The 24,480-nt window shown below is 68.5% G+C and carries 21 protein-coding genes and 3 pseudogenes; 10 read left to right on the top strand and 14 right to left on the bottom strand.

What is annotated here, in order from left to right; genetic code table 11:
• Positions 1-78 precede the first annotated feature (78 nt).
• From BLQ77_RS13775 to BLQ77_RS13760, 4 genes are all read left to right on the top strand, one after another.
• Entirely contained in the window at positions 79-1,080 is a 1,002-nt protein-coding gene (locus BLQ77_RS13775) for a TRAP transporter substrate-binding protein (RefSeq protein ID WP_089960076.1), read from the top strand.
• A gap of 62 nt (positions 1,081-1,142) precedes the next feature.
• Positions 1,143-1,724 carry a TRAP transporter small permease gene (locus BLQ77_RS13770; protein WP_008887736.1) on the top strand — a complete coding sequence of 194 codons (582 nt, stop codon included), beginning with the start codon at positions 1,143-1,145 and terminating at the stop codon, positions 1,722-1,724.
• Positions 1,721-2,992 (top strand): TRAP transporter large permease, encoded by a 1,272-nt coding sequence (locus BLQ77_RS13765; RefSeq protein ID WP_008887715.1) that lies wholly within the window; start codon positions 1,721-1,723, stop codon positions 2,990-2,992. The genes BLQ77_RS13770 and BLQ77_RS13765 overlap by 4 nt, the downstream gene beginning before the upstream one ends.
• 8 nt (positions 2,993-3,000) lie before the next feature.
• The gene (locus tag BLQ77_RS13760; protein WP_089960073.1) at positions 3,001-3,726 is read left to right on the top strand and encodes an NAD(P)H-dependent oxidoreductase; all 726 of its coding nucleotides are present in this window, start codon (positions 3,001-3,003) and stop codon (positions 3,724-3,726) included.
• Between the two features lie 439 nt (positions 3,727-4,165).
• Here the strand turns inward: BLQ77_RS13760 and BLQ77_RS13755 are convergent, their stop codons facing one another.
• Positions 4,166-5,164, bottom strand: a complete 999-nt coding sequence (locus BLQ77_RS13755) for a formylglycine-generating enzyme family protein (protein ID WP_089960071.1) — start codon at positions 5,162-5,164, stop codon at positions 4,166-4,168.
• Between the two features lie 338 nt (positions 5,165-5,502).
• Here BLQ77_RS13755 and BLQ77_RS29365 point away from each other — a divergent pair.
• From BLQ77_RS29365 to BLQ77_RS28195, 3 genes and pseudogenes are all read left to right on the top strand, one after another.
• Positions 5,503-5,861 (top strand): annotated as a pseudogene (locus BLQ77_RS29365) (FadR/GntR family transcriptional regulator).
• A 36-nt stretch (positions 5,862-5,897) separates the two neighbouring features.
• A complete protein-coding gene (locus BLQ77_RS13745) occupies positions 5,898-6,515 on the top strand; it encodes a sulfatase-like hydrolase/transferase (protein ID WP_110476904.1) in 618 nt (205 codons plus the stop codon).
• Positions 6,516-6,604: 89 nt separating this feature from the next.
• Positions 6,605-7,042 carry a sulfatase-like hydrolase/transferase gene (locus BLQ77_RS28195; protein WP_165617097.1) on the top strand — a complete coding sequence of 146 codons (438 nt, stop codon included), beginning with the start codon at positions 6,605-6,607 and terminating at the stop codon, positions 7,040-7,042.
• A 257-nt stretch (positions 7,043-7,299) separates the two neighbouring features.
• Here the strand turns inward: BLQ77_RS28195 and BLQ77_RS13735 are convergent, their stop codons facing one another.
• The 6 genes from BLQ77_RS13735 to BLQ77_RS13710 form a co-directional block, all read right to left on the bottom strand.
• Positions 7,300-8,625 carry an LLM class flavin-dependent oxidoreductase gene (locus BLQ77_RS13735; protein WP_008887658.1) on the bottom strand — a complete coding sequence of 442 codons (1,326 nt, stop codon included), beginning with the start codon at positions 8,623-8,625 and terminating at the stop codon, positions 7,300-7,302.
• Between the two features lie 28 nt (positions 8,626-8,653).
• Positions 8,654-9,217 carry a cysteine hydrolase family protein gene (locus BLQ77_RS13730; RefSeq protein ID WP_089960064.1) on the bottom strand — a complete coding sequence of 188 codons (564 nt, stop codon included), beginning with the start codon at positions 9,215-9,217 and terminating at the stop codon, positions 8,654-8,656.
• The gene (locus BLQ77_RS13725) at positions 9,214-10,008 is read right to left on the bottom strand and encodes an amino acid ABC transporter ATP-binding protein (protein WP_089960061.1); all 795 of its coding nucleotides are present in this window, start codon (positions 10,006-10,008) and stop codon (positions 9,214-9,216) included. The genes BLQ77_RS13730 and BLQ77_RS13725 overlap by 4 nt, the downstream gene beginning before the upstream one ends.
• A gap of 16 nt (positions 10,009-10,024) precedes the next feature.
• Complete coding sequence (locus BLQ77_RS13720) at positions 10,025-10,915, bottom strand: amino acid ABC transporter permease (protein ID WP_089960058.1); 891 nt, start codon at positions 10,913-10,915, stop codon at positions 10,025-10,027.
• An 82-nt stretch (positions 10,916-10,997) separates the two neighbouring features.
• Entirely contained in the window at positions 10,998-11,858 is an 861-nt protein-coding gene (locus BLQ77_RS13715; RefSeq protein WP_089960055.1) for an ABC transporter substrate-binding protein, read from the bottom strand.
• A gap of 56 nt (positions 11,859-11,914) precedes the next feature.
• Positions 11,915-13,234: an LLM class flavin-dependent oxidoreductase gene (locus BLQ77_RS13710; RefSeq protein WP_089960052.1), complete on the bottom strand. Its 1,320-nt coding sequence runs from the start codon at positions 13,232-13,234 to the stop codon at positions 11,915-11,917.
• 488 nt (positions 13,235-13,722) lie between these two features.
• Between BLQ77_RS13710 and BLQ77_RS13705 the strand changes: the two genes are divergently transcribed.
• A complete protein-coding gene (locus tag BLQ77_RS13705) occupies positions 13,723-14,433 on the top strand; it encodes a transporter substrate-binding domain-containing protein (RefSeq protein WP_089960050.1) in 711 nt (236 codons plus the stop codon).
• A 456-nt stretch (positions 14,434-14,889) separates the two neighbouring features.
• Here BLQ77_RS13705 and BLQ77_RS29360 read toward each other — a convergent pair.
• Both BLQ77_RS29360 and BLQ77_RS29355 read right to left on the bottom strand, forming a co-directional pair.
• Positions 14,890-15,009, bottom strand: a pseudogene (locus tag BLQ77_RS29360) (tripartite tricarboxylate transporter permease); the annotation flags it as partial.
• Positions 15,010-15,126: 117 nt separating this feature from the next.
• A pseudogene (locus BLQ77_RS29355) lies at positions 15,127-15,957 on the bottom strand (IS5 family transposase); the annotation flags it as partial.
• Positions 15,958-16,023: 66 nt separating this feature from the next.
• Between BLQ77_RS29355 and BLQ77_RS13690 the strand changes: the two are divergent.
• A complete protein-coding gene (locus BLQ77_RS13690; protein ID WP_089960046.1) occupies positions 16,024-16,359 on the top strand; it encodes a hypothetical protein in 336 nt (111 codons plus the stop codon).
• Between the two features lie 477 nt (positions 16,360-16,836).
• On the opposite strand, the gene BLQ77_RS13685 is transcribed toward BLQ77_RS13690, so the two are convergent.
• The 5 genes from BLQ77_RS13685 to BLQ77_RS13660 all read right to left on the bottom strand — a co-directional run bounded on the left by BLQ77_RS13685 (position 16,837) and on the right by BLQ77_RS13660 (position 23,073).
• Entirely contained in the window at positions 16,837-17,811 is a 975-nt protein-coding gene (locus BLQ77_RS13685) for a class 1 fructose-bisphosphatase (protein ID WP_089960045.1), read from the bottom strand.
• A gap of 472 nt (positions 17,812-18,283) precedes the next feature.
• The gene (locus BLQ77_RS13675; protein ID WP_008887783.1) at positions 18,284-20,080 is read right to left on the bottom strand and encodes an IlvD/Edd family dehydratase; all 1,797 of its coding nucleotides are present in this window, start codon (positions 20,078-20,080) and stop codon (positions 18,284-18,286) included.
• Between the two features lie 16 nt (positions 20,081-20,096).
• Positions 20,097-21,413 carry a TRAP transporter large permease gene (locus BLQ77_RS13670; RefSeq protein WP_089960039.1) on the bottom strand — a complete coding sequence of 439 codons (1,317 nt, stop codon included), beginning with the start codon at positions 21,411-21,413 and terminating at the stop codon, positions 20,097-20,099.
• Complete coding sequence (locus tag BLQ77_RS13665) at positions 21,413-21,973, bottom strand: TRAP transporter small permease subunit (RefSeq protein ID WP_008887823.1); 561 nt, start codon at positions 21,971-21,973, stop codon at positions 21,413-21,415. The genes BLQ77_RS13670 and BLQ77_RS13665 overlap by 1 nt, the downstream gene beginning before the upstream one ends.
• 71 nt (positions 21,974-22,044) lie before the next feature.
• Positions 22,045-23,073, bottom strand: a complete 1,029-nt coding sequence (locus BLQ77_RS13660) for a TRAP transporter substrate-binding protein (protein WP_008887563.1) — start codon at positions 23,071-23,073, stop codon at positions 22,045-22,047.
• Positions 23,074-23,345: 272 nt separating this feature from the next.
• Here BLQ77_RS13660 and gntR point away from each other — a divergent pair, with 272 nt between their 5' ends.
• Positions 23,346-24,377, top strand: coding sequence for an HTH-type transcriptional regulator GntR (gntR, locus tag BLQ77_RS13655; RefSeq protein ID WP_089960038.1), 1,032 nt, complete (start codon positions 23,346-23,348; stop codon positions 24,375-24,377).
• The last annotated feature ends 103 nt before the right edge of the window (positions 24,378-24,480 follow it).

Genomic DNA, 24,480 nt, shown 5'->3' with positions numbered 1-24,480 from the left:
GGCCCGGCGGCCGGCCCCTGCGAGAGGATTGAACGCAGCGCCGGCCCGCACATCACGTCACCGAGGGAGGAGCCCAGAATGACCATCCACAGACGAACCCTGCTGAAAGGCGCCGCCGCCATGAGCGTCGCGCTGGCCGCACCCCATGTCGCCCGCGCCGCCGCCCGCCGGATGCGCTTTGCCCATGCCGCCAACGAGGTGCACCCGGGCCACCGCATGGCCACCAGCTTCAGCGAGGCGCTGGAAGAGCTGATGCCTGGCGCCTTCGAGGTGCAGATCTTCCCGAACCGCCAGCTCGGCGACGACAAGCAGCTGCTCGAGGGCAGCGTCGCGGGTCTCATGGACGTGGTTTCGGTCTCGGGCGTGCTGTTGCCGCTGGTCACCGGCCGGCCGGCGATGAACGGCTGGCAGATGCCCTTCCTCATCCGCGACTACGACCACTTCGGCGAGCTGGCGCTCGGCGACATCGGGCAGAAGATCCTCGACGACCTGCGTCCGGCGGGGCTGGTGGGGCTCGCGGTCGCCGACACCGGCCAGCGCAACTTCCTGTCGATCGACAAGGCGGTCACCACGCTGGCGGATTTCTCCGGGCTCAAGACCCGCATCGTGCCGGTGCCGCTGCACCAGCAGATCTGGGAGACCGTCGGCACCGCCCCGGTCGGCCTGCCCTACGGCGAGGTCTACGGCGCGCTCGAGACCGGGGTCATCGACGCGGTCGAGATCAACGTCTCGTCGATGCTGGGCGAGAACCTCTGGGAGGTCGGCAAGCACTTCACCCTGACCGGCCACTACCCGTGGCACATGTCGACGGTGATGTCCGAGCGCTTCTTCGAGGGGCTCCACGACGAGGAGAAGGCCGCCGTGACCGAGGCCGGCCGGCGCTCGGTCACCGCGACGCTCGACTATGCCAAGACGCAGGATCTCGAGGGCCGCGAGGAGCTCAAATCCAAGGGCGTCGAGATCGTCGAGTTGAGCGAGCTTGACCAGATGCGCGACCGCGTGTCCGACCTGACGGCGGAGTGGTCCGGCAAGGACCCCCTCATCGCCGAGCTGGTCGCGGCCGCCGGCGCGCCCGCCTGACGCATCCGTCCCGCGAGGGCCAGGGCGCCGCCGCGGGACACCCCACAGGAAGGATGAAACCGATGCAGGACAGAACCGGGCCCCTCGCCCGCTTCGTCACCGGCTACGTGTGGCTCGTGCGCACCCTCGCCGGGGTCAGCATGCTGCTGATCGTCGCGATCATGCTGGCGCAGGTGTTCTGGCGCTACATTCTGGGAGGCAGTCTGATCTGGGCCGAAGAGCTTTGCCGCTACCTGCTGATCTGGCAGACCTTCCTCGTGCTGGGCCTTGCCTTCTCGAAGGGCGAGTTCGTGGCGCTGGAGTTCGTGCCCTCGCTGCTGAACCCGCGCCTGCGCTGGCTGCTGAAGGCGGTGATGGCGGTGCCCATCGTGGTCTTTCTCGGGCTCATGGCCTGGTATGGCTGGGATTTCGCCTCGCGCTTCGACCGCCAGACCATTCCCGCGCTCGACTTCATCTGGACCGCGCTTTCGGGCGAGGCCCTCGGGCTCTCGATCCGCTGGGTCTACGTAAGCGTGACCGTGGGCCTCGCGCTGCTGGCGCTGCACGTGCTCGCAGACCTGGCGGTCAGTTTCCGCCGGCAGGTCGTCGACAATCTCGAAGATACGGCGTCTGACGCCGACAGGACATCGGCCGGAACCACATGAGCAGCTTCTTCCTCCTTTTCGCGGGCTTCCTCGCCACCGGCGTGCCCATCGCGCTGGCGCTCGGCATCGCGGGCACCGCCTATCTCTACCTCTCGGGCAACGGCATGATGGCGCTGATGCTGCCACAGCGGATGATCGCGGGGGTCGACCAGTTCGTCCTGCTGACCATCCCGCTCTTCCTGCTGGCGGGCGCGCTGATGAACGTGGGCGGCGTCACGACGCGCATCGTGACCTTCGCCCGCGCCATGGTCGGCCACCGCCGCGGCGGCATGTCGTCGGTCTCGATCCTGTCCTCGGGCTTCTTCGCGGGGATCTCGGGAAGCGCCACCGCCGAGGCCTCGGCGCTCGGCTCGATCCTGATCCCGTCGATGGCCAAGCAGGGCATGCCCCCCGCCTATGCCGCCGCCCTCATCGCGGTGAGCTCGGTGATGGGGCCGATCATCCCGCCGTCGATCACCATGATCATCTACGGGGTGCTCTCGGGCGCCTCCATCGGGCAGCTCTTCCTTGCGGGCATCATGCCGGGCATCGGCATCGCCTCGGGCCTGCTGATCTACGCGAGCTGGCGCGCCAAACGCGACGGCTTCCCGGTCACGCCGCGGATGACGGGGCGCGAGCGCCTCGCCGCCACCCGCCGCACCCTGCCCGCGCTGCTGCTGCCGCTGATCATCCTCGTCGGCATCAAGGCCGGCATCTTCACCCCCACCGAGGCCGCCGCCGTGGCGGTGGGCTATGCGCTCATCATCGGCTTCGTCTACCGCGACCTCACGCTGACGCGGGTCTGGGACGCGCTGATCGCCACCGCGCTGGTGTCGACCTCGATCCTCTTCATCACCTCGATGGCCAGCATCGTCTCCTTCGTCTTCACGCTGGAGCAGGTGCCGCAGCTGATCGCCGACGCCATGCTCTCGCTGACCGAGAACCCGTGGATGATCCTGCTGCTGCTCAACATCTTCCTGCTGGTGCTGGGCATGTTCCTCGAGCCGATCTCGATCCTCATCCTGACGATGCCGATCCTGATGAAGTTCCAGGCGCTGATCGGCATGGACCCGGTGCAGTTCGGCACCGTGGTGGTGCTGAACGTGGTCATCGGCATGGCGACACCGCCGGTGGGGATCCTGCTGTTCATCGCCTCGGCAATCTCGGGCGAGCCGGTGGGCAAGGTGATCCGCGAGGCGATACCGCTGGTGGGCATCTGCCTGCTGGTGCTCGCGGTGATCGCGCTGGTGCCGCAGGTGTCGCTGTTCTTCCCGAGCTTCCTGAACTGAGGGCCGACATGACCGCACGCAACATCCTCATCGTCGTGGCCCACCCCGACCCGGGCTCGTTCAACCACGCGCTCGCGGCGGGCACCGCCGACGCGCTGCGGCAGGCCGGGCACCGGGTCACGGTCTCGGACCTCGCGGGCGAAGGCTTCCGCGCCGACGTGGGGCCGCATGACGTGACCCTGCGCGCCGACACCGGGCGCTTCCACGTGCAGGCCGAGCAGGCCAACGCCGCCCGCAAAGGCGCCTACGCCGAGGACATCCGTCGCGAGCAGGCGCGGGTGGCCGAGGCCGACAACGTGATCCTGCAATTCCCGGTCTGGTGGGGCGGCCCGCCAGCGCTGATGAAGGGCTGGGTCGACCGGGTGCTGAGCTACGGCTTTGCCTACGTGGACGGGCGGCGCTTCGAGACCGGCCTCTTCCGGGGCCGCCGCGCGATGATCAGCGTCACCACCGGCGGCACGCCCGAGCGGTTCTCGGACGCGGGGGTCTACGGCCCCATCGACCCGCTGCTGATGCCGATCCGCAAGCTGGCGCTGGAATACATGGGCTTCGAGGTGGCGCCGCTGCAGGTGGCCTACGGCGTGCCCCGCACTTCGCCCGAGGCCCGCGCCGCCCACATGGCGCAACTGGCACAGGCGGCGCTGCAGCTTGCGGCGCTTCCGGTCGAGCGCACCGACGCCTGGCGCACCGCGCTCGAAGAGGTGCCGGAGGGCGCCTGGGCGCGCAAGGCCTGAGCCCTCTCCCCCGCGCGTGATCGCACGGGACGACGTCCCGCCAACTGTCACGCATTGAACCAACGGAAGGCACCGTGCCCCGCCCCGGTGCCCGGTGGATCGCGTCTCCGGAATCCACCGGGAACGGACATCCCGCCGGGAACGCCCCCCTCGACCGCGTCGTCGGCTCCCGCACGCCTCGGCCACGCCCGCCCCGAGCCCGAGGCCTGAGAGGACGGCCACGAATCCGGCGTCACGGGCAGCCGCGGTCGTCCCCCCATGGCACTTGTCCGGCTGTGCCGCGGATCATCAGGTTGTCGATCCGGCGCCCCTCACGCAGCTCCGGCTCTGCGTGTGCCATCGCACGTTCCCGTTGCTGTCCGGCAAGCTAGGGGACGTGTCGCAACCCGGTTTGGAATGCGCCGGCAAAGACGGAGAAACGCCCCCGCCCCCATCGCGATCAGGCGGCGTCGGCGGCGACGCGGAAACCGCTGTTCGAGGTCGAGCTGTCGGGGTCGTTGCGGGTGCGGGAATGCACGTGGTAGCGGTCGCAATAGCTGACGTGGCAAAGGAACGACCCGCCGCGCTGCACCTTCGCGGTGCCACTCTCGGGGCCTCGCGGATCGCGCGGCACGCCCTTCGGCGCGCCCCGAGGTCCGAACCAGTCATGCACCCATTCCCAGACGTTGCCGGTCATGTTGTAGAGCCCGTAACCGTTCGGCGCGTAGGAGCCCACCGGCGCGGTGCCGACGTAGCCGTCCTCGGCGCTGTTCTCGTCGGGGAAGCGGCCCTGCCAGGTGTTCATCGCAAACTCCCCCCCGGGGACCAGCGTGTTGCCCCACGGGAATTTCAGGTGGGCCAGCCCGCCGCGCCCGGCCCGTTCCCACTCGGCCTCGCGGGGAAGTCGCACGCCCGCCCAGCGGCAATAGGCCAGCGCATCATACCATGCGACATGGGTGACCGGGTGGTCGCCACGATCCGCCACGTCGGTCCCCGGCCCCTCGGGCTGGGCCCAGAAGGCGCCGTCGACCCGGCGCCACCAGCGCAGGCCCGGAGGCGAGACCGGCCAGTCGGCGGGGGTCTCGAGCAGGAGGTGGAAGACGTAGCTCCAGCCCTCGCGCTCGGCGACGCTGCGGTAGCCGGTCGCCTCCACGAAGCGGGCGAAATCGGCGTTGGTGACCGTGTAGGGCGAGATCCGGAACGGCGAGACGAAGACCTTGCGGCGCGGGCTGTCGAGGTCCTCGGCAAATGTCGACTTGCGCGCGCCCATGTCGAAGAAGCCGCCCGGGATCTCGCGAAGACCCGCGCGGATCTCGTCCTGCATCGCCTCGGGGGCGGGCTGCACCGCCTCTGCCACCGCCATGTGGTCGAGATCCGAGGGCGCGCGGCCACCGCCACCGCAGCAGCGCGGGGTCTCGGCGCAGAGCGCGTCGGTCGCAGGGGTATCGGACTGGGTCATGGCTCCTCCGGGACGGGGACGGGCCGAGCAGGCCCGCCGGGGTGCAGCGCCCGCCACGGGACCATGGCCCGGACGGCGTGCGGATCTCTGCCCGAACCGCGTCGGGCGGTCCAGCGCTACCACGCCTGCGCCGCAGTTGCGACCGTGACGCAAGCGCGCGCTGGCCACACCTCTCGGCGGCGGCGCTATGCCATTCCACCGCGCCGATGGTGTCGTGGCGCTGCTGGTCGGTGATGAGGAAGACGATGTTGGGCTGTTTCTCTCACGACATGTGACCGCTTTCTCCTCAGGTCCCATCGCGGCGTCTCGCAGAGCTGTCCGAGGGCGAGACCGCTTTCATGGCCGCCCAGCGGATCAGCGAGGACCAGCTCAAGGCGCTCGAAGAGACGCTGGCCGAGATGGAGGTCAGCCTCGACGACGTCACCCGCTACAACATCGCCGACGCCCGCTTCCACGCCATCGCGGCAACCAGCTCCTGCAGGCGCTGATGCGCCAGCTCTGGGATTACCGCTACGGCGAGATGGGGTCGCTCTGGTACAGCCAGACCCGCTCGATCACCAACCGGCGCAATACCGTGCTCGACCACCGCCGCATCCTCGCGGCGCTCCAGCGCGGCATGCCCGACATCGCCCGGACCGCCATGCAGGCCCACATGGACCAGGTGAACGAGCGCTTCTTCGCGCTTGTCATGGAATAGACACGGCGAGACCCCTCGGACGACCAGCGTCCCGACATCATTCTCATCGTCACCGACCAGCAGCGCTACGACCTCATCCGCGCGCTCGGCGCGTCGCAGATGGACACGCCCAACATCGACAGGCTGGTCGCGCACGGCGTGAGCTTCGAGCATTGCCACGTCACCGCACCCTTCTGCGTGCCGTCGCGCGCCAGCCTGTTCTTGGGCTACCCCCCGCACACCAACGGCGTGCTGGCCAACGGCACCGAGTGGAGCCGCACCTGGGTCTCGGATCTTGCGCACGCGGGCTATCACTGCGTCAACATCGGCAAGATGTACACCATTCCATACGATGCCAAGGCAGGCTTCCTCGAGCGTTTCGTCGTCGATGCGCGCTGGTTCACAGACGAATGGGACAAGGCGATCCTGAACGCCGGGCACGCCAAGCCCGGCCGCCTCAGCGACCGCAAGCGAGGATTACCGGCACACGCTCGGCGCCTTCGAGTGGACGCTCGAGGACAAGCTGCATTCCGACAGCTTCATTGGCGGCTTCACCGGGTGGCGGCTCGACAACAGGCCCAGGGAAGAGCCGCTGTTTCTGTCCATCGGCTTCCCCGGCCCGCACCCGCCCTGCGATCCGACGCCGGAATACCCCGGGACATACATGGCGCGTGACGTGCCCCTGCCGCATGCCACGCAGGACGAGATCGACCGCCTGCCGCCGTCGTGGAAGGAAAAGCGCCGCCACGGTTCCGAGTTCGACCATGACGCTGTGCACTGGAACCTCGAGCCCTCCGAGGCCGATCTGCACAAGCGCCTATTACTTTGCCAACGTCGAGATGATCGACCGCGAGGTCGGCCGCATCCTCGTCGCACTCGAGCGGCGCGGGCGGCCGGACAACCGCGTGGTGATCTTCACCTCGGACCACGGCGACACCCTGGGCGACCACGGGCTCAGCCAGAAATGGGCGCCCTGCGAGCAGGTCACGCGGGTGCCGATGATGATCAGCCAGCCCGGGCGCCTCCCGGCGCGGCGCTTCGACGGGCTGGTGCATCTCTTCGTCCTCGGGCCGACCCGGGCGAGACCGACGACCTCTGGGACATGCCCGAGGCGGTGCCGGTCAAGGCCGCGCTGCTTGCCGAGCTCGGGCGGTGGCACCACGAGAGCGCCTGCCGCACGCGCCACGTCCGCGCGCGGATGATGGAGGCCTGCGCCTCCCCGACGCGAAAACGACGCGTGAAGGCCCACCGCCCGAGTGTCCCGTTCATCACCGTGGACCAGTGCCGGCGCACCTGATGGGGTGCGCCGGGCAACCGGCGGTCGAGACGCCGACGCTCGACACACCGTAGAACCGCGGGCTCTCGGGCCAGCGCGGCCGGCATTTCCCGCAGCCGCCTGCAATCGACCCGTTGTCACGGGCGGGCGCGGGCTGAGCGCGCGCCCAGCCCGGGTCCGGTCTCAGGCCATCGCCTCGGAGCGCGCCTGCGCTGCCGGATGCGCCGGACGCTCGAGGCCGAGGTGCTCGCGCAGGGTGCTGCCCTCGTACTCGGTCCGGAAGAGTCCGCGCTCCTGCAGGATCGGCACCACCTGTTCGCAGAATTCCTCCTGCGGGCGCATGTAGTAGGGCGGCAGGATGATGAAACCGTCGCAGGCCCCTGCCCGCCACCAGGCCTCGAGATCGTCGGCGATGTCCTCGGCGGTGCCGAAGACCAGCCGGTGCCCCGAGGACACGGCAGCATAGTCGCGCAGCTGGCGGATGGTCATGTTGTGCTTCTTCGCCACCGCCTGCAGCACCACCGCATGGCCCTGCATCATGCCCGAGGGCGGCAGATCGGGCACCGGCCCGTCGAGGTCATAGGCCGAGAGGTCGGTGCCGATCCGGTCCGAGAGCACCCGCAGCGCCGCCACCGGGTCGACCAGCGCGGCAAGCTCGGCCAGCTTCTCCTGCGCCTCCTCGCGGGTGCGGCCGATCACCGGCGACACGCCCAGCATCAGCCGGATGGCGTCGCGCGGACGGCCCGCGGCCTCGGTCCGGTCCTTGAGGTCCTCGGCGAAGGCCACGGCATCGTCGACCAGCTGCTGGGTGGCGAAGACCACCTCGGCGCTGGCGGCGGCAAAGGTCTTGCCGGTGGGCGAGGCCCCGGCCTGCATGATCACCGGGTAGCCCTGCGGCGGGCGCGTGATGTTGAGCGGTCCGCTCGAGGACAGGTGCGCGCCGCGGTAGTTCAGCACGTGCATCTTGTCGCCGTCGACGTAGCGCCCCGTCGCCTTGTCGGCGATGTAGGCGTCGTCCTCCCAGGTGTCCCAGAGCCCTTTGCAGATCTCGACGTGCTCGGCGGCGCGGGCGTAGCGCGAGGCGTGCTCGGGGTGGGGATCGGTGCCGAAGTTAGCGGCGGCGTCGGGGCTCGAGCCGGTGACCACGTTCCAGCCGCCCCGGCCCTTGCTCATGTGGTCGATCGAGGCCAGCATCCGCGCCACGTTGTAGGGCTGCGAATAGGTGGTCGAGACCGTCGCCACGAGCCCGATCTTCGAGGTCGTCATGCAGAGCGCCCCCAGCAGCGTCAGCGGCTCGAGCCGCAGCATGTGCGTGGGATGCGCATCGAGCCCGGTGTTCACCGCGTCGGCGAAGAAGATCAGGTCGAACTTGGCGTCCTCCCATGTCTTCACGATGCGGGTGATGAGCTCGAGGTTCTGCGACCCGAACTCGGCGTCCGGCATCCGCCAGCCCGCCACATGGTGCCCGGCGGCGCCGACGATGGTTCCCAGGTGCATCATACGCGTCATGGTCTGTCCTTGAATGTCCTGATGTCGCTCAGGCGGCCTCTGCCGCCCGCGCCAGTTCGGTTTCCGTGTCGGTGAGGGTCAGCAGCGGCGCGCGCAGCCCCATGAGCCCCAGCGCCGAGCCGTGGATCTCGGGACTGCCGGCGGCGCAGGCGTCCGCGATCAGCCGCACCCGGCGCCCGTCGTCGATGGCGGCGAGCGCCGTCGCCATGACGCAGCAGTCGGTCGAGACACCGCAGAGCGCGATGGTGGCGTCGGGCGGCAGGGTTTGCTGCGCCGCGGGCACCCATTTCGAGAAGGTGTGGCTTTGCATGCTGGGGTAGTGCGCCCACTCGGGGTCCACCGGCCAGAGCGGCTCGGCCCCCGGCTCCAGCGCAAAGCCCCAGCGGGCGTAGTAATCGTGCCAGGCGCCGAAGATCTCGGGCGGCGGCACGAAGCGCGAGAACAGCACCCGCCCCTCGTAGCGCGGCAGCAGCCGGGCGATGTTCTCCTTGGCGGTGCCGAGCGCGGCGCAGTACCACGGGCTCACTGGGTCGCTGAACGCGGGCTGCACGTCGATGACGAAGAGCCAGTCTCCGGACGCGTGGCGGCTCATCGGGCCATCTCCTTGAGCGCGCGGGCGAGGAAGGTCTGCACCCGCGGGTCCTTGGGCGCCCGCAGCACCTCGTCGGGCGGTCCGATCTCCATGATCGTGCCCTCGCCCATCACCGCGACCGTGTGGGCCACATCGCGGGCGAAGGCGACCTCGTGGGTGACGATGATCATCGTCATGCCGGTCTCGGCCAGCTCGCGGATCACGTCGAGCACCTCGTCGGTGAGATGCGGGTCGAGCGCCGAGGTCGGCTCGTCGAAGAGCATCACCTTGGGGTTCATCGCCAGCGCGCGGGCAATGGCGATGCGCTGCTGCTGGCCACCCGAGAGGTGCCGGGGATAGGCGTCGGCCTTGTCCGAGAGCCGCACCCGCGCCAGCAGGTCATGCGCCAGCTTCACCGCGTCGGCCTTCTTCATCCCGCGCACCCGCATCGGGGCGTCGATGATGTTCTGCAGCACCGACAAGTGCGGGAATAGGTTGAAGTTCTGGAACACCATGCCGATCTCGGCCCGCTGCCGGGCGACCTGCTTCTCGGGCAGGCGCACGTAGTCCTCGCCCACCTTCTCGCAGCCGATGATCTCGCCTTCGACCTCGACCAGCCCGCGGTCCGCCATCTCGATGGCATTGAGGCAGCGCAGCAGCGTCGACTTGCCGGCACCCGAGGGCCCGAGCAGTGCGATCACCTCGCCCTTGCGCGCCTCGATCGACACGCCCTTGAGGACGGTGTTGCTGCCGCGGTTCATCCAGATGTCGGTGGCCCGCACTAAGGGAGCGCCTGTGCTCACGTCAAACATGCCTCTCTCTTCCCCTTCAGAGCGCCGCATTGGCCTGGGTCTTCCAGCCACGCGAGTAATGCCGCTCGATGTAATACTGCACCACCGACAGGATCGAGACGAGGATCAGGTACCAGAGCGCCGCCACGATCAGCATCGGCATGGTCTGGAAGGTCCGCGAGTAGATCGTCTCGACCGAGTGCATCAGCTCTCCCAGAGCCACGACGCTGGCGAGCGAGGTGTACTTCAGCATCCCGATCACCTGGTTGCCGGTGGGCGGGATGATCGCCTTCATCGCCTGCGGCAGCACAATGACGCGGAAGGTCTGCGCCGGCCGGTGCCCGAGCGCCCGCGATGCCTCGGTCTGGCCGTGATCGACCGAGGTGAGGCCCGCGCGGATGATCTCGGCCATGTAGGCGCCCTCGTTGAAGCCCAGGCCCAGCAGCGCCGCGGTGAAGGACGAGATGGCGACCGTGGCGGAGATCTCGAAGAGCTTGGGGCCGCCGAAGGGGATGCCCAGCGAGACGTCCGGAAAGATCGCCGCGAGATTGTACCAGAACACCAGCTGCACCAGCACCGGCGTGCCGCGGAAGAACCAGACGAAGGCCACCGCCGTGCCGTTGAGGATGGGGTCGTTCGACAGGCGCATCACCGCGACGATGATGCCGATGACGGTGCCCATGACCATGACCAGCAGGGTCAGCCAGAGCGTCATGCCCACGCCCCTGAGCACCTGCGGGTGCAGCATGTACTTGCCCACCACGTCCCATTCGAAGCCCGGGTTGGTCAGGATCTGGAAGGCGATCCACGCCAGTCCGATCACCACCGCGGCAATCCCCAGCCAGCGCCAGGGAGAGCGGCGCTCGCGCATCACCGGGGCGCTGTCGCGGGCGCTTGCGCCGCGGCCCGCCGGCACGCTGTCGGACATGCTTGCCATCCTCATCGCATCACTTTCTGTTGGCTTGCCCGGACGGCGGAGGCCGCCACCCGGTGCGTCGCTTTCGCCGGGCTCAGAAGCTTGGCGGGGTCTGGATCTGCTCGATGCTCAGCATGCCCTCGGGCACGCCGAAATGCTCGAGGATCTCGGAATACGAGCCGTCCTCGACCGCGCTCACCAGCGCCAGCGTCAGGGCCTCCTGCATCGCCGGGTCCTCCTTGCTGACCACGATGCCCGAGATCGAGCTGCGCCCGTCCAGGATGCCGTCGGTCATCTCGAGCTTGTCGTTCATCTGCGCGGTGTAGACCCCGACGGCGCGGGCGGTCAGGAAGCCGTCGCCGCGACCGTTGGCGACCGCGAGGTAGGTGTCGGCGCTGTTGGGGTAGAAGTCCATGCCGATGGGCTCCTTGCCGTCGGCCTCGCACTTGGCCGAGAGCTGTTCGGCCACGGCGATCTGCGAGCTGCCCTGAGTCAGCGCAAGCTTGACGCCGCAGAGGTCGTTGATGTCGATGTCGGTCTTGCCGGTCGGTACCAGCAGGCCGTATTTCGAGTTGAAATAGGGCACGAAGGCCACGACCTCGGCGCGCTCGGCGGTGATGCCCATCTGGTTCACGCCCGCCGCGTAGCGCCCGGTCTGCACGCCCGGCACGATCGAGGGGAACTTGATGTTGTCGAACTCGGCCTCGAGCCCGAGCTTGGCGGCGAGCACCTTCATCAGCCGCAGGTCGATGCCCTCGGGGTTGCCATCCTCGTCGACGTAGCCGAACGGCGCCCATTGCAGCGAGGTGGCGATGCTGAGCACGCCGCTGTCACGGACCGCTTCGGGCAGGGCGTCGCGGGCTTCCTGCACCACGTCCTGCGCCTGTGCCGCCGTCCCCGCCGCAAGGCCGATGACCAGTGCGGCGATCGCTTTCTTCAGCGAAAATGAAATCATGTCGTCTTCCTATGTCGCGCGGCCATGGGCCGCTCCCCTGTTGGTTGCGGACGGTCTCAGCCGTCGCGCAGATGCCCGCGCAAGGTGGTCGCGCGGTAATCCTGCCGGAAGAGCCCCCGGCGCTGAAGCTCGGGCACAACCGAGCGGCAAAACTGTTCCAACATCCCCGGATGATACGTCGGGGCAACCACGAAACCATCACAGGCGCCGGAGGTAAACATCTCTTCGAGCCGGTCCGCCACCGTGGTCGCGGTGCCGACGATCTCGCGCTCGCCGCCCCTGCGCGCGGCCTCGGCGAGGGTCATCCCCTCGGCCTTCATCGCCTGCTCCAGCACCAGCTCGGCGCCGCGGATGCCCTGGTTGCCCTGCGCCGCCGCCAGCGTGCGCCCGTCGCTCACCCTGGTAAGATCGGCACCGAGACGGCTCGACGAGTTCGCCGTGGCAAGCTCGGGGTCGATGAGGCTCTGGAGGTACTCGGCCCGCTCGCGCGCGATGCTCTCGGTCTCGCCCAGCACCACCGAGATCGCGGGCAGGATGGCGCAGTCCCCGGGCGCCCGGCCCCGCGCCTGCATCCGGTCGCGGATGTCGGCGGCGAAGTCGCGCATGTCGCCGATGCCGCGCTGCGCGGTGAAGATCACCTCCGCCCAGCGGGCTGCGAACGCACGGCCCCGGTCCGAGCTGCCCGCCTGCATCAGCACCGGCCGCCCCTGCGCGCTGCGCGGGATCGACAGCGGACCGCGGGTGCGGACGTATTTGCCCTCGTAATTCGCGTAGTGGACCTTGTCGGGGTCGGCGAAGACCCCCGCCTCCTTGTCCAGAACGAACGGGTCTTCGTCCCAGCTGTCCCAGAGCGCGCAGCAGGCCTCGAGCACCTCGTCGGCGCGGTCGTAGCGGCTTTCCTTCGGGGGCAGCTCGTGCAGGCCGGCGTTGCGGGCCTCGAGATCGGTGGCCGAGGTCACCACGTTCCACGCGACGCGCCCGCCGCTCATGACGTCGAGCGAGCCCAGCCAGCGGGCCAGTTCGTAGGGCATGTGGAAGGTGCTCGAGAGCGTCGCGCCAAGCCCCAGCCGCGTGGTGGCCGCGGCCATCACCGGCAGCACCACCTTGGGGTCGAGCCAACTGATCTGCCCGCCGCGCCGCACGTAGGCGTCGTGGCTGCCGCCATGGATGTCGTAAAGCCCGAAGAGATCGGCGAAGAAACAGCCGTCGAATTTCGCCGCCTCGAGCATCCGGGCCGTGTCGACGTAGCGGTCGGGTCGGAGGAAATCGTCGAGCCGCGCCTCGGGGTGCCGCCAGCCGCCGACGTGCCGCGCGGTGGGGCCGGTCTTGAGGTAGGCGACAAGGTGCATCTGCCGCTTCGGGGATCTCTCGGACATGGAACCGGACGCCTGTCATCTGCATCCCCACGCGCCACCTGACGCAGGGGAATGCAGGATGCTCGGCACGGAATTTGCATGCACGCAAATGAAATCTTGTATCAGAGAGTCAGTATTATCGGGCGCTGAAGCGGGAAAATACAGCGCGGCCATTTCAAAAATTATGGAATTATTTTAAAATCCTACGCGGCATTCCTGACGTTCCGAACGAATCCCCGAAACCTCCTTCGTCACAATCGCCTTTCTCGAAGCAGACGCAACAACGCACATGCATTAGGCAGTATCCCGGCGCAGCCCCGGCATCGCAGCGCATCACATGTCGGCAAGGTCGGGCAGACCGCGCTGTCCGCCCGCCGAGTCTCTGCCAACGCTCCGCCGCCCGAGCGTGCAGCGCACCGCTTCCCCGAACCGAAGCCCACCCTGAGCGGCGTTGCGTGGGCCCAATTGGCTTTTATATACACCACAACCCATTTTCGATTGGATCAGACATGCCGCACGACTCCACGACCGCCGCGCCTCTCCGGGTGGCGCTGAACCATGGCAACTTCCTGCTGGTCGGGCGCGACGAGGCCGGTGCCGCCAAGGGCATCAGCGTCGATCTCGCCCATGCCTTCGCCGCCTCCGAGGGCCGTGAGCCGGTCTTCGTGGACTACAACCGCGCGGTCGACGTCTCGTCCTCGGCCGAGGATGACGCCTGGGACGTCTGCTTCCTCGCCGTCGATCCCGAGCGCGCCCGGACCATTGCCTTTACCGAGCCTTACGTCCGCATCGACGGCAGCTACCTCGCCGGTCCCGACTGCACGGCCGAGGACGCGCACGCGCTGGTGGCCTCGGGCGAGAAGGTCGGGGCGGTGCGCGGCAGTGCCTATTCGCTGACCCTGCAGCGCAAGCCCGGGGCCGAGGCGCTGGAGCTCTACGAGACGCTGCAGATGGCGCTCGAAGCGCTCGACCGTGGCGAGGTGCAGGCGCTGGCGGGCATCCGGCAGGCGATGATGCACGAAGCCGAGACCCGCCCCGGCAGCCGCCTGCTCGCCCCGCCCTTCATGGAGATCCGGCAGGCCATGGCGATGCCGCAGGGCCGGCCCGAAGCCTCGGCCCGGTTGCAGGCCTTCCTGAGCGAGGCGCTCCGCGACGGCACCGTCGGCGACATCCTCGAGCGCCACGGCGTGTCCCGCGACTGCGCCATCGTCCCGGCCTGAGGCCCCTGCCGGGTCAGTCCGTGTCGCGGGCGGCCCGGCGCACCGGCGGCGCCGAGGCGCCCAGCGACAGCAGCACGAAGTGCGGCATCCCGCCCGGCCCTTTGACCACGAACATGCACAGGTGCGACGGTCGCCATTGCACGGCACCGCCCAGCACCAAGGGCGTGATCGACGCCCCGAGCAGCGCCCCGACCGAAGCCCTGACCCATGGGACAAGCGGCCCGGGCTGCTCGGCCGGCAGGCGCAGGAGCGCCGCGCCCCTGGCGGCCCGGTCGCGGCTTCGTCCCGCTCGGGGAGCGGGTCCGAGTTTGCGATGCAGGTGGTGCAGCCGAAGCCCACGATACCGAAGCGCACCGCCGCGAGCCCGGCGGGGCGCCCGCCCGAAGGTGACCGCGATGGCCCCGATAAAGGGAGCGACAGCGCCTCGCTGGCCATGCCCCTGCGGGCCATGGGCTAGCCATCGAGGCAGGTCATCATCTCCGGTTCATCACCGGGGATGTCGAGCAGGATCGTGCTGATCCGCCCCCCGTACATGGCGCCGTAACAGACGGAGGTCATCAGGATCAGCGAGGGCAGGTCGTTGATCTCGCCGGCGGCGGCCGCGGCGCTAAGCCCGTCTTCCGCGCCGAACGAGGCCAGACAGCGCAGGTGGACCTCATCGGCACCCGGGAAGGCGCCCTGCGCAAGACGGGTGGTGGTGCCGTTCGGCGCGGCGATACGGAGCTGAAGCTCTGCGACCTGGCGACTGAAGTCCCGCGCCATGAGGCGCGGCCCAGCAGATTCACACAATGCATCCACTGACCGGCAGGGTCATGCGCAGCATGATCCCGGGAGTTTTCGCCTCGACGCGGCTCCTCGACTTGGCTCCGGCGGTGGTATCCGATCCATCCACTGCCCGCAGACGCATCCGCAGGATGCTGCCGAGAGGGGCCGATGTGGCTCCCGGTGATCTCCCCTCTCGGCAGATTTGCCTTGCAAATCGCCTGCCGGGCAATGGACGGCCCCGATCTCCAGTGTTTCCTCGTCAATCCCGAGATGGATCTAGCGCCAGACCCGCCGTTTGGGACCGCCGTGCCTGCGCGCGTGCCACTCGCCTTCGCCCTCGACCTTGATGCCAGTGCTATCGATGAGCAGGTCCAGCGGGCCTTTCGACCCTCGATACGGGATGTTTACTGCCAGCGCCTTCTGGCGTCGGCGCAGCGTGCTGAAGACGGGCACCGCCCAGGCGAGGCCGACCAGCCGCAACAGGCTCTCGACTAGGCCGGTCGTCTGGCGGCGCGCCATGCTTAACAGCGCTTTCATTGAAAGGCAGTCTGATTGGCGGAGTCGCTGTAGGTCCGCTGACGGCCACGCCTGCCTGTCGGCACGGCATCCCAGCGCATCTCGGGGTCGAACCAACCTCTCGGGAGATTCCTTTGGAATGCCCTGTCGGTCAACGGATCGTCAGCGAGCCCCGGCGCTCAGCGCTGCATTAAAGGCCGGCCAGTTCCCGGTCTTGTAGCCCGGGGGGCTCTGCTCATGCAGCCCTGCTACCATGCTGGATTCACAAGATGAATCCCTTGCAGGATTTGTTGGGCAGAGCCCCGCAGAATGACCGGTCCGGTCGTATCCGCCGACTGGCTCGCCGACCATCTCGCAGAGGTTGGGGTGCTCGGCGCCACGTATGTCCTGCCGCCCGATCCCGCGCGCTCGCAGGCCGAGTTCCGCGACGCCCACATCCCCGTCGCCCGGCTTTTCGAGATCGACGAGGTCGCCGACCACGACCACCCGCTGCCCCACATGATGCCCGATCCCGCGACCTTCTCTCAGGAGATGGCGGCCCTCGGCATCGACGGCAGTAAGCGGGCGGTGGTCTACGACCGCAGCCACAACCACTTCAGGGCCCCGCACGTCTGGTTCACCTGCAGGCCTTCGGGCTTGCCGTGAGCTACGTGCTCGACGGTGGGCTGTCGCTCTGGCAGGCGGGCGGCCACCCGGTCGCCGACGCCACCCGCCGCACGGTCTGCGAGGCGCTGCGCCCCACTTCACTCGCGCGGAGGTGCCCGACACGAGCGGACGCGCGGATGCGTCCCGAGCCATTCCCTCAGGGCAAGGCGGGGTTGCAGAGGCGGGCGTTGAGCCGCGCGGCCGGGATCGCTAGATAGCGGTAACGGCGCAGCGATGTGCCACAGAGTTTCCTGGGGTTCTCTCCTCCTCCCTGAACCCCGGAAATCAGCGGCGACCCTCCCTCCTCCTCCCTGAGGGTCGCCGCGCTCCCTTCTCCTCTCCGAACGCTCGAAGACCCGCAGCGTTGTTGCGCCGGTTTGCGCGATGACGACCGGTCCGCCGTGTCGGATGGCCCGATCCCTGCGCCAATGCACGCGACGGCGCCCGAAGGCGCCGCCTTATCCGCTGCAAAAACGCTCAGCCGTGCTCGGCGACGTAGCTCTCGATGGTCTCGACCTCTTCGGTCGAGCCGAAGATCAGCGGGCAGAAACCGTGCGGGGTGTCCGGCACCAGCTCGAGGATCCGCTGCCGTCCGTCGGTCGCCCGCCCGCCGGCCTGCTCGACCATGTAGGCGATGGGAATGGCCTCGTAGGCCAGCCGCAGCCGGCCCTGCTCGTAGCCCTTGCGGCCGTCCTGCGGGTAGAGGAACGCCCCGCCCTTGAGCATGATGCGGTGCAGGTCGCCCACCGCCGCCGCCAGCCAGCGCATGTTGTAGTTCTTGCCCAGCGGCCCGTCCTTGCCCGCGCGCATGTCCCTGGCATAGGCCTTGAGCCCCGGTGCCCAGTGCCGCTCGTTCGAGGCGTTGACCGCGATCATCGAGGTGGTGGGCTTGAGGCGGATGTGCTCGGCGGTGACGCGGAAATCCCCGGCGCGGCGGTCGAGCGTGGCGATGTGCACGCCGTCGCCAAGCGACCACGCGACATCCACCGAGTGCCCGAAGCAGGCATAGCCCGCGCCCACAGCCTCGGTGCCGGGGCGCAGGAAGCGGCCGTCGCCCGCCGGGTAGATCACGAAGAGCATGCCCAAGAGCGCACAGATGCCGATGGAGCCGGAACCGTCGATCGGGTCCATGGCGACGTCGAAGGCGCCCTCGGGGTCGAGCGTGACCACCTCTTCGGCCTCTTCCGAGAGCACGTGGCGCACGCCGCAGCCTGCCAGCGCCTTCAGCATGTGGTGATGCGCGCCCACGTCCAGCGCCTTCTGCGCGTCGCCGCTTTCGTTGTCGCCGACGATCTCGGCGGGATCACCGGTCAGCAGCCCCTCGGCCAGACGGTCCGCGATGGCGGGCAGCGCCTCGGCGATGTGCCGCACGATGCGCCCGGGGCCGCTGTCGGGCAGCTGGGCATGCAGGGCGGCGCCGCGTGCGGGGTGGTCGTTGGGAAGGGTCAGCATGTCAGGTCCTGTTCGAAGCCGGGCGGTCTGCGCCTCGGGGCCGGTGTAGCGCCCTGCGCTCCCGGGGGAAATGCCCGAAGGCACGGGTCCCCGCACGCGTTGCCTGGCTCAGGTGTCCGGATCGGCGTAGATCGCCACCATTGGCGCTGCGCCCTCGCGCGCGCACCCTTGGTACATGCCCTCGCAATTGAAGCGCATGGCGCTGCTGCCATCGCGGTCCACCGCGATCACCGCGCCCGATCAGCAGAACGTGCGGCGCTCGAGCACATCCCGGCGCTCACGCGGCTGCCGAGGTCGGCGGCGTGCAGGCTGATGCCCTCCGCGCCGAGCGGTGCCATGCCTTCGAGGTCGAGCGCAGCGACCGTGGCGCCCAAGGCCGCGAAGCGCCTCGCTATGGCCGCGCCGATGCCCCCCACCTGAGCGCCCCCGCGAAGAGACGCTGCCCGGAATGGGCCCCGGCAGCGCAGTGACGTCAGTGGCTGTGGCGCGGCATCGTGCTGTTGCCGATGTCGCGGAACTTGTCCGCGCCGTCGAGCACCATGCCGTCGCTGAACTGGCGCACCCGGTCGCGGAAGATCGCCTGCCACGGCGACTGGCTTTCCGGGACCTTGTAGCCGCCCGCCGCCTCGAGCGCGGCACGGCGCTCGGCGATCTCGGCGTCGCTCACCATCAGCCGCACCTCGCGCGCGTTGAGGTCGACGCGCAGCCGGTCGCCGTCGCGCAGGATGGCGAGGTTGCCGCCGGCCGCCGCCTCGGGCGAGGCGTTGAGGATCGAGGCCGAGCCCGAAGTCCCGGACTGCCGGCCGTCGCCGATGCAGGGAAGCCCGCGGATGCCCTGCTTGATGAGGTAGGACGGCGGCCGCATGTTCACCACCTCGGCGCCGCCCGGATAGCCGCGCGGACCCGCGCCGCGCATCACGAGGATGCTGTCGGAGGTGATGCCGAGCGCCGGATCGTCGATGCGCTTGTGGAAATCCTCGGGGCCGTCGAAGACGAAGGCCGGGCCCTCGAAGGCCATCGGGTCGGCGTCGTTCGACAGGTAGCGCTCTCGGAAGTCCGGCGTGATCACCGAGGTCTTCATGATCGCGGTGTCGAAGAGGTTGCCCGTCATGTTCAGGAAGCCCGCCTTCGGCGTCAGCGCCCGGTCGACGGTGCGGATGACCTCGGCGTTCTCGCAGGGCGCATCGGCGTAGAGCCCGCCGAAGCTTTCTCCGGTGACGGTGAGCGCGTCGGGATGCGGAACGAGCCCCGCCCGCAGCAGCTCGGCCACCACCGCCGGCAGGCCGCCCGCGAGGTGGAAGTCCTCGGAGAGGTATTCACCGGCAGGCTGCACGTTGGCCAGAAGCGGCACCTCGTAGCCGTGGGTCTCCCAGTCGGCGTTGCTGACCTCGATGCCGAGATGCCTGGCGATGGCGACAAGGTGGATCGGCGCGTTGGTCGAACCGCCGATGGCGGAGTTCACCACGATGGCGTTCTCGAAGGCCTCGCGGGTCATGATGTCCGACGGCTTGAGGTCCTCGTGCACCATGTCGACGATGCGGCAGCCGGTGTAATAGGCCATCTGGCCGCGCTCGCGGTAGGGCGCGGGAATGGACGCCGAGCCCGGCAACTGCATCCCCAGTGCCTCGGCCAGCGAGTTCATCGTCGAAGCGGTGCCCATGGTGTTGCAGTAGCCCACCGAGGGGGCCGAGGCCGCGGCCATGCTCAGGAAGCCCTCGCCGTCGATCTCGCCGGCGGCGTATTTCTCGCGCGCCTTCCAGATCACCGCGCCCGACCCCGCGCGCTCGCCCTTGTGCCAGCCGTTGAGCATCGGCCCGACCGAGAAGGCGATGGCGGGGATGTTCACCGTCGCCGCCGCCATCAGCAGTGCGGGGGTGGTCTTGTCGCAGCCGATGGTCAGCACCACGCCGTCGATGGGATAGCCGAAGAGGCTTTCGACGAGGCTCAGGTAGGCGAGGTTGCGGTCCAGCATCGCCGTGGGGCGCTTGCCGGTCTCCTGGATCGGGTGCACCGGGATCTCGAGCGGGATGCCGCCCGAGGCCCGGATGCCGTCACGGGTACGCTTGGCGAGCTCCACGTGGTGGCGGTTGCACGGCGACAGGTCCGACCCGGTCTGGGCGATGCCGATGATCGGCTTGCCCGAGCGCAGCTCCTCGAGCGTCAGCCCGTAGTTCAGGTAACGCTCGAGATAGAGGGCGGTCATCTCGGGATCGCCGAGATCGTTGAACCAGCTCTCGGAGCGGAGGGATTTGCGGGGGCTGTCGGTCATGGATGGCTCCGGGAGGTTAGTGGCCGGTGATCGCGGGGAAGGCGATCAGTACGGCGACAGCGAGGATCTGCATTCCGATGAAGGGCAGCAGCGAGCGGAAGATGTCGCCCAGCGAGATGTCCGGCGGCGCCACCGACTTGAGGTAGAACGCGGCGGGGCCGAACGGCGGGGAGAGGAAGCTCACCTGCATGTTCATCGCGAAGACGACGCCGAACCACACCGGGTCATAGCCCATCTGCTGCACGATCGGAACGAAGATCGGCATGCAGAGCAGCGCGATGCCGACCCAGTCGAGGAACATGCCCAGGACGAAGAGGATCAGCATCATGAACAGGATGACCACGGTCGGGTTGTCCGAGATGCCGGTGATGAGGCTGGAGACGAAATTGATGCCGCCCATCAGGTTGAACACGCCCACGAGGGCCGAGGCGCCGATGCCGATCCAGACGATCATGCCGACGGTGCGCAGGGTCTGCTTGGCGGCGCCGATCAGCAGCTCGACGCTGAACTCGCCCCGGATGATGGTCGAGAGCGTCACGCCGATCACGCCGATGGCCGAGGCCTCTGTCACCGAAGCGATGCCGCCGTAGATCGAGCCCAGCACGAAGATCACCACGAGGATCGGCAGGAACAGGCCCTTGAGCAGGCGCAGCTTCTCGCCGCGGGTCATGTCCTCGGGCTCGGCCACGGGGGCCAGCGCCGGGTTCATGTAGGCGCGGATCAGGATGTAGGCGGCGTAGAAGCACGCCAGCATCAGGCCGGGGACGAAGGCGGCCGAGAACAGGTCCCCCACCGAGACGTTGGCGGTGAGGCCGTAGATGATGAGCACGATCGAGGGCGGCACCATGGTGCCGAGCGCACCGCCGGCGCAGCAGACGCCGATGGCGAGGTTGCGGTCGTAGCCGAGGCGCAGCATCTGCGGCAGGGCGAGCAGGCCCAGCAGGATGACCTCGCCGCCGATGATGCCGGACATGGCGGCCAGCACCACCGCGACGAGCAGCGTCTGGATGGCGACGCCGCCGCGGATCCGGCCGGCGAGCACCTTCATCGCGTCGAAGAGGTCGCGGGCGATGCCCGAGCGGTCGAGGATCGCCGCCATCAGCACGAACATCGGCACCGAGACGAAGACGAAGCTGTTGACGAAGCTGAAGATCCGCGAGGTGATCAGCGGCACCGCCATCGGGCCGAACCAGCCGAGCGCGAAGATCAGCGCCACCAGCAGGGTGACGAAGGCCAGCGGCATACCGGTGAGCAGCAGCACCATGAGCATGACGAACATGGCGAAGGTCGCGCCGCCGATGCCCATGGCCTGAAAGTCGGGGAGAAAGTCCATCACTTGGCCTTCTTGCGCAGGTAGTTGACCGTGAAGATCGCGAACTGGACCGCCAGCAGGATCAGGATGACGAAGAGGAAGATCTTGAGCAGTCCCGGATAGGGCGGGTTCCACGCCGAGCCCGAGGTCTCGAGCCGGAAGTCGCCCTGCGGCGTCCAGGCGGCGCGCTCGACGCTGAGCCATGCCGCCCACGCGAAGAACAGCGAGGCCACGAGGCAGGTGAGCGAGATCGCCACGTCGAAGACCCGCTTCAGCCCGGCCGAGAGCTGGTCGTAGAACAGCACCACGCGGATGTGCTTGTCGATCGCGGCGGCGTAGAGCCCGCCGTAGACAAAGGCGATGGCGCTGAGGAAGACCACGGTCTCATGCACCCAGCGGGTGGGCGCGTTGAAGACGTAGCGCATCACCACCTCGTAAAAGAGCAGGCCCGCCGAGGCGAGGATGCCGATGGCGAAGAGCACGCCGATCGCGTTGACGGCGAGGCCGAAGACGCCGGCCTCCGGCACGGGTTCTGGCGTGGCGTTGTGGCTGGCGAGGGTTTCGTCGATGGCGTCGGTCATCGGGCTGTCTCCGGTCCTGGAACGGGAAACCCCCGGCCTCGGCGGCCGGGGGCGTTGGGGATGTCAGAGCGTCACTCGGACATCAGGCCCTTTTCGACGAGGTAGGCGGTCAGCAGGTCATAGACCTTCTGCGAGTTGGCCGAGGCGCTCGCGGCCTGCTCCCACTGGCTGCGGGCGATACCGCGGAACTTGGCGCGCTCTTCTTCGGACCAGTCGTGGATGGTGATCTCGCCACCGGCCTTGGCCTCTTCGGCGGCTTCCATGTCACGCTCGTGCACGGTCTCGGACTGGTACACGGCGAATTCCTTCACGGACTCCTCCATCGCGGTCTTCAGGTCGTCGGGCAGCGAGTCCCACTTGGCCTTGTTCACCGAGACCTCGATCAGCGGCATCGAGTGGAAGCCCGGGTAGACCGGGTGCTTGGCCACGTCGTGCAGGCCCTGCGCCGCGTTGGTCGAGAAGGTGTTGTAGTCGGCCGCGTCGATCACGCCCTTGTCGAGCGAGGTGAAGACCTCGGAACCGGGCAGGTTCACCGGAGCGGCGCCCGCGGCGGCGAAGACGTTCTGCACCATGCCCTCGGGGGCGCGCAGCTTCAGGCCCTGGAGGTCGTCCACGCCATCCAGCGGAACCTTCGAGACGAAGGCCTCGAGGCCCGGGGTGGTGGCACCGATGAAATGCAGGCCGTAGGGCTCGAGCATCTCGTTCATCAGCTCCTTGCCGCCGCCGTTGTTCATGAAGTCGAACATCTGGCTGGGGTCGGACCATGCGCCGACGGGGTTGGCGATCAGGCCGAAGGCCGGATCCTTGCCCGAGGCATAGGAGGTGTCGGTGAAATGGCCGTCGAGGATGCCCGCGGCGACCGCGTCCATCGTCTCGGAGTGCGCAACGATGGTTTCCACCGGCAGCATCTCGACGGCAACGCGGCCGTCGGTCTTCTCCGAGACCATCTCGGCCCATTCCTTCTGCAGCACGAAGTTGGTGTTGCCGGCCGGGTCCGAGGACTGGATGCGGAACGTGAATTCCTGCGCCTGTGCGGTCCCGGCCAGCGCGAGGGCGACGGCGGTGCCAAGGAACAGGCTGCGGCGAGTCAGGGTCGTCATAAGGGGGTTCCTCCCGTTGATCCGTTCAGGCTCGTCGCGGTTCCCTGCCGCGTTCCGAGTCGACCGCAAAATAGGCGACAGGAAATGACAGCGCAATCATTTTGTCTGTCATGCGCTCAGACAGGCTTGGCCGGCGGGGCCCTGCGAGACGCACCTCCGATGTCCTCTGTCGGAAGCGTGAGGCCATGTGCCTGAGCTTATGGACGGAATTTCTTGAAGGATTCGATAAGTTCAGCAAATATGCGCACATTACGAAGGACCCGAGACGCCCGATGGCCCGCAAGACCAAGACCTCTTCAGATCGCCCCACGCTGGTGGATGTGGCCCGCGAAGCGGGTGTTAGCGCGATCACGGTTTCCCGCACGATTCGCTCTCCGGGGATCGTGTCGGACAAGGCGCGCCGCAAGGTCGAAGAGGCGATCCGGAGGCTCGGCTACACCCCGGACCCCGCGGCCTCGGCGCTGGCCTCGCGCAGCACCTCGACCATCGGTCTGCTGGTGCCGTCGCTCACCAACAACGTCTTCTCGGACGTGCTGCGCGGCGTCTACGAGGGCGTGCAGGGCACCCGCTACTTCGTGCAGATCGGCAACTACCGCTACAGCGCGCTCGAGGAAGAGGGGCTGATCCGCAACTTCCTGAGCCAGCGCCCTGCGGGCCTCATCGTGTCGTCCATGGACCAGACCCCGACCGGGCGCAGACTGCTGGAAACCGCCCCCTGCCCCGTGGTCCAGATCATGGAGATCGCCGAGGGCGCGGTGGACATGAGCGTGGGCTTCGACCAGCTGGCGGCGGTGCGCGCCGGTGCGCAGCACCTGCAGGAATGCGGCTACAGGCGGCCGGGCTTCCTCAGCGCCCGCATGGACCCGCGGGCGCAGCGGCGGCTGGCCGCCTTCCGCGAGTTCGCCGAGGGCGCGGGCATGCTCGACGACCGGCGCATCATCACCACGCCGCAGCCCTCCTCGGTGGGCATGGGCGGGCACCTGCTCGAGCAGCTGCTGAGCCAGGCGCCCGACACCGACGCGGTGATGTGCAACAACGACGACCTCGCCGTCGGCGCGCTGATGGAGGCGCTGCGGCGCCACATCGCCGTGCCCGGGCAGCTCGGCATCTGCAGCTACAACGACATCGAGATGGCCCGCCACATGGTGCCTGCGCTCACCGCCGTCGCCACGCCGCGCCGCGAGATCGGCAGTCGCGCCATCGCCATGCTGCTGGCCGAAATCGACAACCCCGGCTCGGTGACCGAGCGCCGCGTCGACCTCGGCTTCGAGATGATGATCCGGGAGTCCACCTCACGCCGCTGACATTGCCTCACTATATGGACATAAATCTCAACAATTGACACATGACCCGCGCCGCTACTATGTGCCAAGGTGTCGGGCGACGGTTGTCCGGCACAGGCGGAGC

This window comes from Salipiger thiooxidans (assembly GCF_900102075.1).
Lineage (GTDB): Bacteria > Pseudomonadota > Alphaproteobacteria > Rhodobacterales > Rhodobacteraceae > Salipiger > Salipiger thiooxidans.
This window is presented reverse-complemented; position numbering and strand designations above follow the sequence as displayed.

What these genes read in the sequence shown, in the direction of transcription:
- BLQ77_RS13775 (WP_089960076.1), top strand. Translation starts at nt 79, where the DNA reads ATGACCATCCACAGACGAACCCTGCTGAAAGGCGCCGCCGCCATGAGC.
- BLQ77_RS13770 (WP_008887736.1), top strand. Translation starts at nt 1,143, where the DNA reads ATGCAGGACAGAACCGGGCCCCTCGCCCGCTTCGTCACCGGCTACGTG.
- BLQ77_RS13765 (WP_008887715.1), top strand. Translation starts at nt 1,721, where the DNA reads ATGAGCAGCTTCTTCCTCCTTTTCGCGGGCTTCCTCGCCACCGGCGTG.
- BLQ77_RS13760 (WP_089960073.1), top strand. Translation starts at nt 3,001, where the DNA reads ATGACCGCACGCAACATCCTCATCGTCGTGGCCCACCCCGACCCGGGC.
- BLQ77_RS13755 (WP_089960071.1), bottom strand. Translation starts at nt 5,164, where the DNA reads ATGACCCAGTCCGATACCCCTGCGACCGACGCGCTCTGCGCCGAGACC.
- BLQ77_RS28195 (WP_165617097.1), top strand. Translation starts at nt 6,605, where the DNA reads ATGACGCTGTGCACTGGAACCTCGAGCCCTCCGAGGCCGATCTGCACA.
- BLQ77_RS13735 (WP_008887658.1), bottom strand. Translation starts at nt 8,625, where the DNA reads ATGACGCGTATGATGCACCTGGGAACCATCGTCGGCGCCGCCGGGCAC.
- BLQ77_RS13730 (WP_089960064.1), bottom strand. Translation starts at nt 9,217, where the DNA reads ATGAGCCGCCACGCGTCCGGAGACTGGCTCTTCGTCATCGACGTGCAG.
- BLQ77_RS13725 (WP_089960061.1), bottom strand. Translation starts at nt 10,008, where the DNA reads ATGTTTGACGTGAGCACAGGCGCTCCCTTAGTGCGGGCCACCGACATC.
- BLQ77_RS13720 (WP_089960058.1), bottom strand. Translation starts at nt 10,915, where the DNA reads ATGTCCGACAGCGTGCCGGCGGGCCGCGGCGCAAGCGCCCGCGACAGC.
- BLQ77_RS13715 (WP_089960055.1), bottom strand. Translation starts at nt 11,858, where the DNA reads ATGATTTCATTTTCGCTGAAGAAAGCGATCGCCGCACTGGTCATCGGC.
- BLQ77_RS13710 (WP_089960052.1), bottom strand. Translation starts at nt 13,234, where the DNA reads ATGTCCGAGAGATCCCCGAAGCGGCAGATGCACCTTGTCGCCTACCTC.
- BLQ77_RS13705 (WP_089960050.1), top strand. Translation starts at nt 13,723, where the DNA reads ATGCCGCACGACTCCACGACCGCCGCGCCTCTCCGGGTGGCGCTGAAC.
- BLQ77_RS13690 (WP_089960046.1), top strand. Translation starts at nt 16,024, where the DNA reads ATGACCGGTCCGGTCGTATCCGCCGACTGGCTCGCCGACCATCTCGCA.
- BLQ77_RS13685 (WP_089960045.1), bottom strand. Translation starts at nt 17,811, where the DNA reads ATGCTGACCCTTCCCAACGACCACCCCGCACGCGGCGCCGCCCTGCAT.
- BLQ77_RS13675 (WP_008887783.1), bottom strand. Translation starts at nt 20,080, where the DNA reads ATGACCGACAGCCCCCGCAAATCCCTCCGCTCCGAGAGCTGGTTCAAC.
- BLQ77_RS13670 (WP_089960039.1), bottom strand. Translation starts at nt 21,413, where the DNA reads ATGGACTTTCTCCCCGACTTTCAGGCCATGGGCATCGGCGGCGCGACC.
- BLQ77_RS13665 (WP_008887823.1), bottom strand. Translation starts at nt 21,973, where the DNA reads ATGACCGACGCCATCGACGAAACCCTCGCCAGCCACAACGCCACGCCA.
- BLQ77_RS13660 (WP_008887563.1), bottom strand. Translation starts at nt 23,073, where the DNA reads ATGACGACCCTGACTCGCCGCAGCCTGTTCCTTGGCACCGCCGTCGCC.
- gntR (WP_089960038.1), top strand. Translation starts at nt 23,346, where the DNA reads ATGGCCCGCAAGACCAAGACCTCTTCAGATCGCCCCACGCTGGTGGAT.